The sequence below is a fragment of the Emticicia sp. MM genome, from assembly GCF_001649495.1.
Genome location: NZ_LXHX01000118.1, coordinates 1 through 6,479, shown reverse-complemented (window position 1 = coordinate 6,479; position 6,479 = coordinate 1). Strand labels below are relative to the sequence as shown.

The 6,479-nt window shown below is 35.9% G+C and carries 6 protein-coding genes; 4 read left to right on the top strand and 2 right to left on the bottom strand.

The window, feature by feature from the left end; all coding sequences use genetic code 11:
• Positions 1 to 468 (bottom strand): TlpA disulfide reductase family protein (locus A6M55_RS17505; RefSeq protein ID WP_064198546.1); only part of this gene is annotated, 468 nt, incomplete at its 3' end.
• Between the two features lie 179 nt (positions 469 to 647).
• On the opposite strand from A6M55_RS17505, the gene purU reads away from it, so the two are divergent.
• Positions 648 to 1,502 carry a formyltetrahydrofolate deformylase gene (gene purU, locus A6M55_RS16195; protein ID WP_082893072.1) on the top strand — a complete coding sequence of 285 codons (855 nt, stop codon included), beginning with the start codon at positions 648 to 650 and terminating at the stop codon, positions 1,500 to 1,502.
• Between the two features lie 51 nt (positions 1,503 to 1,553).
• Here purU and A6M55_RS16190 read toward each other — a convergent pair whose 3' ends face one another.
• Positions 1,554 to 3,191 carry an OmpA family protein gene (locus tag A6M55_RS16190; protein ID WP_015028502.1) on the bottom strand — a complete coding sequence of 546 codons (1,638 nt, stop codon included), beginning with the start codon at positions 3,189 to 3,191 and terminating at the stop codon, positions 1,554 to 1,556.
• A gap of 244 nt (positions 3,192 to 3,435) precedes the next feature.
• Between A6M55_RS16190 and A6M55_RS16185 the strand changes: the two genes are divergently transcribed.
• From A6M55_RS16185 to A6M55_RS16175, 3 genes are all read left to right on the top strand, one after another.
• Complete coding sequence (locus tag A6M55_RS16185; protein WP_064198545.1) at positions 3,436 to 4,413, top strand: bifunctional heptose 7-phosphate kinase/heptose 1-phosphate adenyltransferase; 978 nt, start codon at positions 3,436 to 3,438, stop codon at positions 4,411 to 4,413.
• Between the two features lie 541 nt (positions 4,414 to 4,954).
• Positions 4,955 to 5,863: a ribosome small subunit-dependent GTPase A gene (rsgA, locus tag A6M55_RS16180; protein ID WP_015028505.1), complete on the top strand. Its 909-nt coding sequence runs from the start codon at positions 4,955 to 4,957 to the stop codon at positions 5,861 to 5,863.
• Positions 5,864 to 6,138: 275 nt separating this feature from the next.
• On the top strand, positions 6,139 to 6,479 hold a 341-nt coding region (locus tag A6M55_RS16175), incomplete at its 3' end, for a sigma factor (protein ID WP_304439685.1).

Here is a 6,479-nt window from a genome sequence, read left to right as displayed (position 1 = left end):
GTGCCGAATTTTATCGCTAAGGCTCTGATAGTCAAAAGATTGTTCGTAAAATTCTTTTTTAAAACCATTACTTATTATTGTAGCGGGAATTGCACCTGACCACTGCGGACTTACTTTATCTATCCAGCTATTATAATCGGGTTCGTCTATCAAATAAACTTGTGATTTTATCTGATATTCAGCCACAAATTTTTTTACTGTTTCAATATCTCTTTTAAAATCAAGACTGATAAAAATAACACTCACTCGATTATATTGATACTCGTTCGCTAAAGTTTCAAACACGGGCATTTCACTCACGCAAGGTTTACACCAAGAGGCCCAAAAATTAATCACCCTTATTCCATCGTTTTTTTGCAACAACTGCTCAACATCTGAAAACTTTATAATTTCGATATTTTTTTGGGCAAAAGAACAAAAATTAATGGTTAAAAGTGTGAACAAAAGATTTATCCAAAATTTTTTCACAATTCTTTCTCTAAGTAGTTCGTAAATTTATTTTTAAAATCCGTAATTCGCAATCTTAAACTTTAATTAACGTGATTTTTGTAATTCCGAATAGTTTTACAAGGAGGCTAAATACTTTACCTATAAACTTTTAGCGTTTAAAACACAAATTACATACAATCATTAATTAGTGCTCAATAATGGCAAAACATATTCTTTTAATGGATGGCCCCGATGCTAAAGGCCTGATTTTTCACGTAACAAGCGTACTGTACAGAAACGAGTGTAATATTATTTCGCAAGATGAATACGTAAGTCCACCAGCTGATGGGGTTGAAGGACAGTTTTTTATGCGTACAGAGTTTGAATCACCTGATAAACTCGACCCACAGAAAATTTTGAAAGATTTACAAGATACAATCGCCACACCAACGATAAACTTAAGAATAAATCCAAAAAAGAAAAAGGACGTTGTTATTTTAGCCACTAAAGAGCACCATTGCCTTTCTGATTTATTGATTCGATATAATTTTGATGAACTTGACGCCAATGTTTTGGCGGTGCTGAGTAATTATAATACTTTACAGCCTTTTGTGAGTAAATTTGGTATTCCTTTTCATTACATCACTCACGAACACAAAACTCGTGACGAACACGAGCAGGCCATTTTACGCACGCTCGAAATCTACAAGCCAGAATATTTGGTTTTGGCTAAGTACATGCGTATTCTTTCACCTGAGTTTGTTTCGCATTACCCTAATAAAATTGTGAATATTCATCATTCGTTTTTGCCCGCATTTATTGGAGCAAATCCTTATCGTCAGGCGTATGAGCGTGGTGTAAAAATCATTGGTGCAACAGCCCATTTCGTGAATAATAATTTAGATGAAGGACCAATTATTGCACAAAATGTGAAAGATGTTGACCACAGTTATATGGCAACTGATATGGCCCGAGAAGGAAAAGAGGTAGAAAAATCAGTTTTAACTCATGCTTTGAAATTGGTTTTCAATGACCGAGTTTTTATTAGCGGAAATAGAACGGTAATTCTTTAAAATTGGCAGTTTTCAGTTCGCAGCTCATAAAATCTGCGAACTGAAAAATACTTATTTCTTCACAATCGTAAATTCTACCCGACGGTTTTGGGCACGACCTTCTTCGGTATCATTACTTGCCACTGGGCGAGTTTCTCCAAAACCTACACTTGTAACTCGATTCGCTGGTAATTTCTTCGATAATAAATAACTACGTACGGCTTCGGCACGGTCTTGTGAAAGTTTTAAATTACTTTCGTTCGAACCTACGTTATCGGTATGTCCTTGAATCTCAATCGTTAGATTACCATTTTCTTTCAAGGTCTCGGCAATTCGATCTAACTCTGGAAATGATTCTGAGCGAAGTGTAGCTTTGGCATACTCAAAGAAAATATTGTTGAGTGGCACTTTTTCCCCTTCTTTGATTGGCACTAGCTTCAAATCATCACCATCAATTTCTTTGAATTCTTTAATCTCTGTGAGGTCAATATTTTTTCCAATAGCAATAAAATCCTTTGCTTCTGCCCGATATGAATATTTAGCCCCATAAGGCAATACTATTTTATATTCGCCAGTATTGGGGTTTGTGTAAGCTTCGCCAACTTCTTCTCCATCGGGTAATGTCTGATAAACAATTTTTGCTTCAATCGGACGACCCGTTTTTTGGTCAACAACCCTGCCACTAATCATAACTACAGGTGTAGGTGTTGTGGTGCCAGTGTTTACCGGGCTTTTCCCTTGGCTCAAGCTTTTTTGCTCTTCTAATCTGTTATTCGATGTCTGAACTCCCCCTGCAATCACCGGCTCTTGCTTTTTATCGTCACGCAATTTAAAACGCACAATATCGCCTTTTCCAACTGAATTTTTCTTTGAACTCATATACGCATACTCGCCTGATGCCGAAATGGTATAGGAAAGCTCATTGGCATCGGTATTTACTTTATCGCCCATATTGATTGGCTTCGACCATCTTCTCCAACTTCTATCCAAACGTTTTGATACCCAAATATCGGTTCCGCCTAAACCACCCTTACGGTCGGAGGCAAAATAAAGTGTATAATTATCTGAAGCTAAGAAAGGCGTAGTTTCAGTATCTCCTGTGTTAATGTTATCGCCTAAACTTTCTGGCTTTGTCCATTTTCCATCACGTCCTAAAAAAGATACATAGAGGTCATCTTCTTTACTATTCCTTTTTTCACTAAAAGCTAAAATCAAGGTTTTTCCATCATTTGATAAGCACGCAGTCAAGAATTGACCTTTACACAAATCATCAAACTTCGGAATGATTAATCGCTGAGGTTCGGACCAACCCGTTTTAGTACGTTTACAAGTAGATAAGCCTACCTCATTTTCTCGACGACCGCCATTATAAACCCCCGAAATCAGAATCGTGTTTCCATCGGGCGTAATACTGTATAGGTCATTGTATTGGTCTTTATTAATACTATTCGGCATTCTCCTTGCAATTGTCCATGAGCCATCTCTACTTTCCGAATACCACACATCTTGGCTACCTTTAGCTCCATAGTTATTAGATGGATGGCTCACACGTACAAAATATAAAGTTTTACCATCGGGGGCAATAACAGGATTCAACTCATTGAATTCAGTGTTAACCGCCGATCCGAGATGCTCTGCGTTTTGGGCGAAAAGTTGTTCGGTCGAAAAGTATAAAGAAGCAGTTAGTAAGAAAAATACCGTCTTACGCATAAAATATATTTTAAAAGAAAAGTCTCTATTGCTTTGCAAATAACGCAATCTCTGAGCCAAAATGTATTATTTATAGAAAAAATCATTCTAAAAATACGTAGTTTTGCAGTTAAATGATTTTGATTTTAGTTTGAAAAAAAATAAATCGAATTTCAAGTAAGTTTTAGGAAATAGATTTTCATACTTAACTAAGTAGTAATTTTCATTAATTAAGTAACAAATTCCCATAATTTTATAAGATTAAATGCAAGCAAATCAGATTTTTGAAGCCTTCAATAACCTACGTGTTTTGATTGTGGGCGATGTGATGATTGATTCATATATTTTTGGAAAAGTTGACCGTATTTCACCTGAGGCCCCCATCCCAGTTGTGAATGTTAAGCGTAAAGAAATTCGCTTGGGTGGTGCTGGAAATGTGGCCATGAATATCAAATCATTGGGCGGAACTCCCATTCTATGCTCAGTTGTAGGAAACGATGCTGATGGAAATGATTTAATCAAACTTTTAGAAGAAAGCCATTTACCTACTGAGGGCATAATTCAATCAAATAATCGAATTACCACCGTTAAACAAAGAGTTTTGGCTGGTTCTCAACACGTAGTTCGCATTGATTCGGAAATGGATGGGCCAATTACTACCAACGAACGCCAGCAATTAATTGAAAAAGCTCATTCTTTAGCCAACTCATGCGATGTAATTATCTTTGAAGATTATGATAAAGGTGCTTTAGATGCCGAAAGTATTCAATCGATTGTTAGTTTTGCCAAAACAAAAGGAATCCCAACCATTGTTGACCCTAAGAAACGTAACTTTTTGCATTATCAAGGAACAGACATTTTTAAACCTAATCTGAAAGAGTTAAAAGAAGGCTTAAAAATTGATTTTGATGCCAAAAATCTTGAAGAAGTTAAAACGGCAGTTGCTTCAGCGAAACAAACTTTGGGCGTAAACGGTTTATTTCTTACACTCTCAGAAAATGGTGTTTTTATAGATTATCAAGGAGAAATCCATCATATACCTGCACATTTGCGTAGTATCACTGATGTTTCAGGAGCGGGCGATACAGTTGTAAGTATTGCAGCCATGTGTTTAGCTTTGAAACTTTCGCCGAAAACAATCGCAGCTATGTCAAACCTAGGTGGTGGATTGGTATGTGAATATGTAGGTGTAGTGCCAATCGAAAAAGAAAGACTGAAAGTAGAATTCCAGAAACACGCTTAGACATAAAAAAAGCACCCGTTATTCAAAGATAATGCGTGGTGCTAAAAACTCAGAAGGTGGTTGTGTTTCTTACAATCCATTGTGGCTGAATTATTTTGAAGCCGGCTTGAATGGCAATGTTAGTTTTCCTTTTTTATTTAAAGAATAAACTACAACTCCAACAGCAACAGCGGCTAACCCGAATAATACTCCTTTTTTCATTGTCGTACTGTGTTTAAATTGTTTTCCTGTTCTTAACTTGACAACTAAATAACGGAAAATAGACGATATTTGTTGCAACAAACGCTTAAAAATAACTTAAAAATTTATTTTACGGTAAAATACCCTTTACGAAGGTGTTATACAAGTAAAACCTATTTAAAATACAGAAATTTTTGTGCCAAAATATTATCATTATTTGAAAAAATATTACTTTTCAAATAATTTTTATTAAACGGTATATTTTTAACAAAATAATAATCCTTAAGACTATTTTAAGGTACACTCATTCGTTTCACTTTATAATTATTATCAAACTTTGAGCCAAAACATTGGATTAGTCATGCGTTCTACGGGGTCGTGGTATGAAGTTCGTACCGCTACTGGTGCTATGCTGCAATGTCGTCTAAAAGGGAAATTCAAAATTAAAGGTCTAAAAGTTACCAATCCGATTGCGGTAGGCGATAAAGTGGTATTCGAAATTGAAGACGAAAATCGTAATACGGGTATTATCAACGATATTCTCCCACGTGAAAATTATATCATCCGTCAGTCAGTACACAAAACTGCTCACGGGCACCTTTTAGCTACCAATCTCGACCAAGCTGTATTAATTGCCACGCTCAATTTCCCTCGTACCTCTTTGGGGTTTATCGACCGTTTTTTGGTGGCCGCTGAGTCGTTTCGTATTCCTACTGTATTGGTTTTCAACAAATTAGATTTACTCAACGAAGAACAAATAGCCTATCAACAAGAATTAGCTGACCTTTACGAAAGCCTCAATTATAAATGTATTTTTACCTCTGCGGTGGATGGAATTGGCGTTGATGAATTCTATGAAGTCCTTAAAGATAAAGTTTCCTTGCTTTCGGGGCACTCAGGAGTTGGAAAATCAACTTTAGTTAATGCCATTGCCCCTAATCTCGACCTTCGTACCTCAGAGGTTTCAACTTTTGCCAATAAAGGCGTACATACCACCACTTTTGCCGAAATGTTTGAGCTAAGCCACGGAACATTTATCATAGATTCGCCCGGAATTAAAGAATTAGGCTTAGCTGATATGGAGAAAGATGAAATTTGTCACTATTTCCCAGAAATGCTAGAAATTTTAGACGAATGTCGATTCAATAACTGCAAACACATTGATGAACCCAATTGTGCAGTAAAAGAAGCAGTAATGGATGGCCGAATTGCAGAAAGTAGATATTTTAGCTATCTTAGCATGATGGATGGGGGCGACAACAGAAAATAAGTACCACCGACTTTCTTTTCCCTTTTATCCTTAAAATTGGTTGCTTTAAACAAATATCTTTCTCGAAAAGATTTATTATTATTTCTTTCGTTTTTACAAATACTCTAAAGCCTTATTTAGCGTTAGTGGCACTGAAGTTTACTGCCACATTGTTCCAATATCATTTTTGAAAAGATTTTCATCGAATCTTTAGAAATCAATCTTGGTATTCTTATAAATCATTTTAATCTTAGTATAAAAGTAGTAATTTTGCCCGACTATAATTATAAAGGTCTATGGAAGAAGAAGACATCGTAGAAGTAGAAGTCCGGTATTCTGAAAAAGAAAAATACGCAGTTTTTGATAAAGAGTTTATGCCACACATAGACTCCATGTACAACTTTGCCTTTCGCCTAACAAACGATGAAGATGATGCCCACGATTTAGTGCAAGATACTTATTTAAAGGCATTTAGGTTTATAAACTCATTCGAAAGAGGAACTAATGCCAAAGCATGGTTGTTCAGGATTCTGAAAAATAGCTTTATCAACGATTATCGTAAGAAAAGCAAAGAACCTTCAAAGGTAGATTACCAAGACGTTGAGACAACCTATAATTCGACAGAAGATGCCGAAAT

Coding starts and splice junctions, on each gene's coding strand:
- A6M55_RS16185 (WP_064198545.1), top strand. CDS start 3,436: ATGCAAGCAAATCAGATTTTTGAAGCCTTCAATAACCTACGTGTTTTG.
- rsgA (WP_015028505.1), top strand. CDS start 4,955: ATGCGTTCTACGGGGTCGTGGTATGAAGTTCGTACCGCTACTGGTGCT.
- purU (WP_082893072.1), top strand. CDS start 648: ATGGCAAAACATATTCTTTTAATGGATGGCCCCGATGCTAAAGGCCTG.
- A6M55_RS16190 (WP_015028502.1), bottom strand. CDS start 3,191: ATGCGTAAGACGGTATTTTTCTTACTAACTGCTTCTTTATACTTTTCG.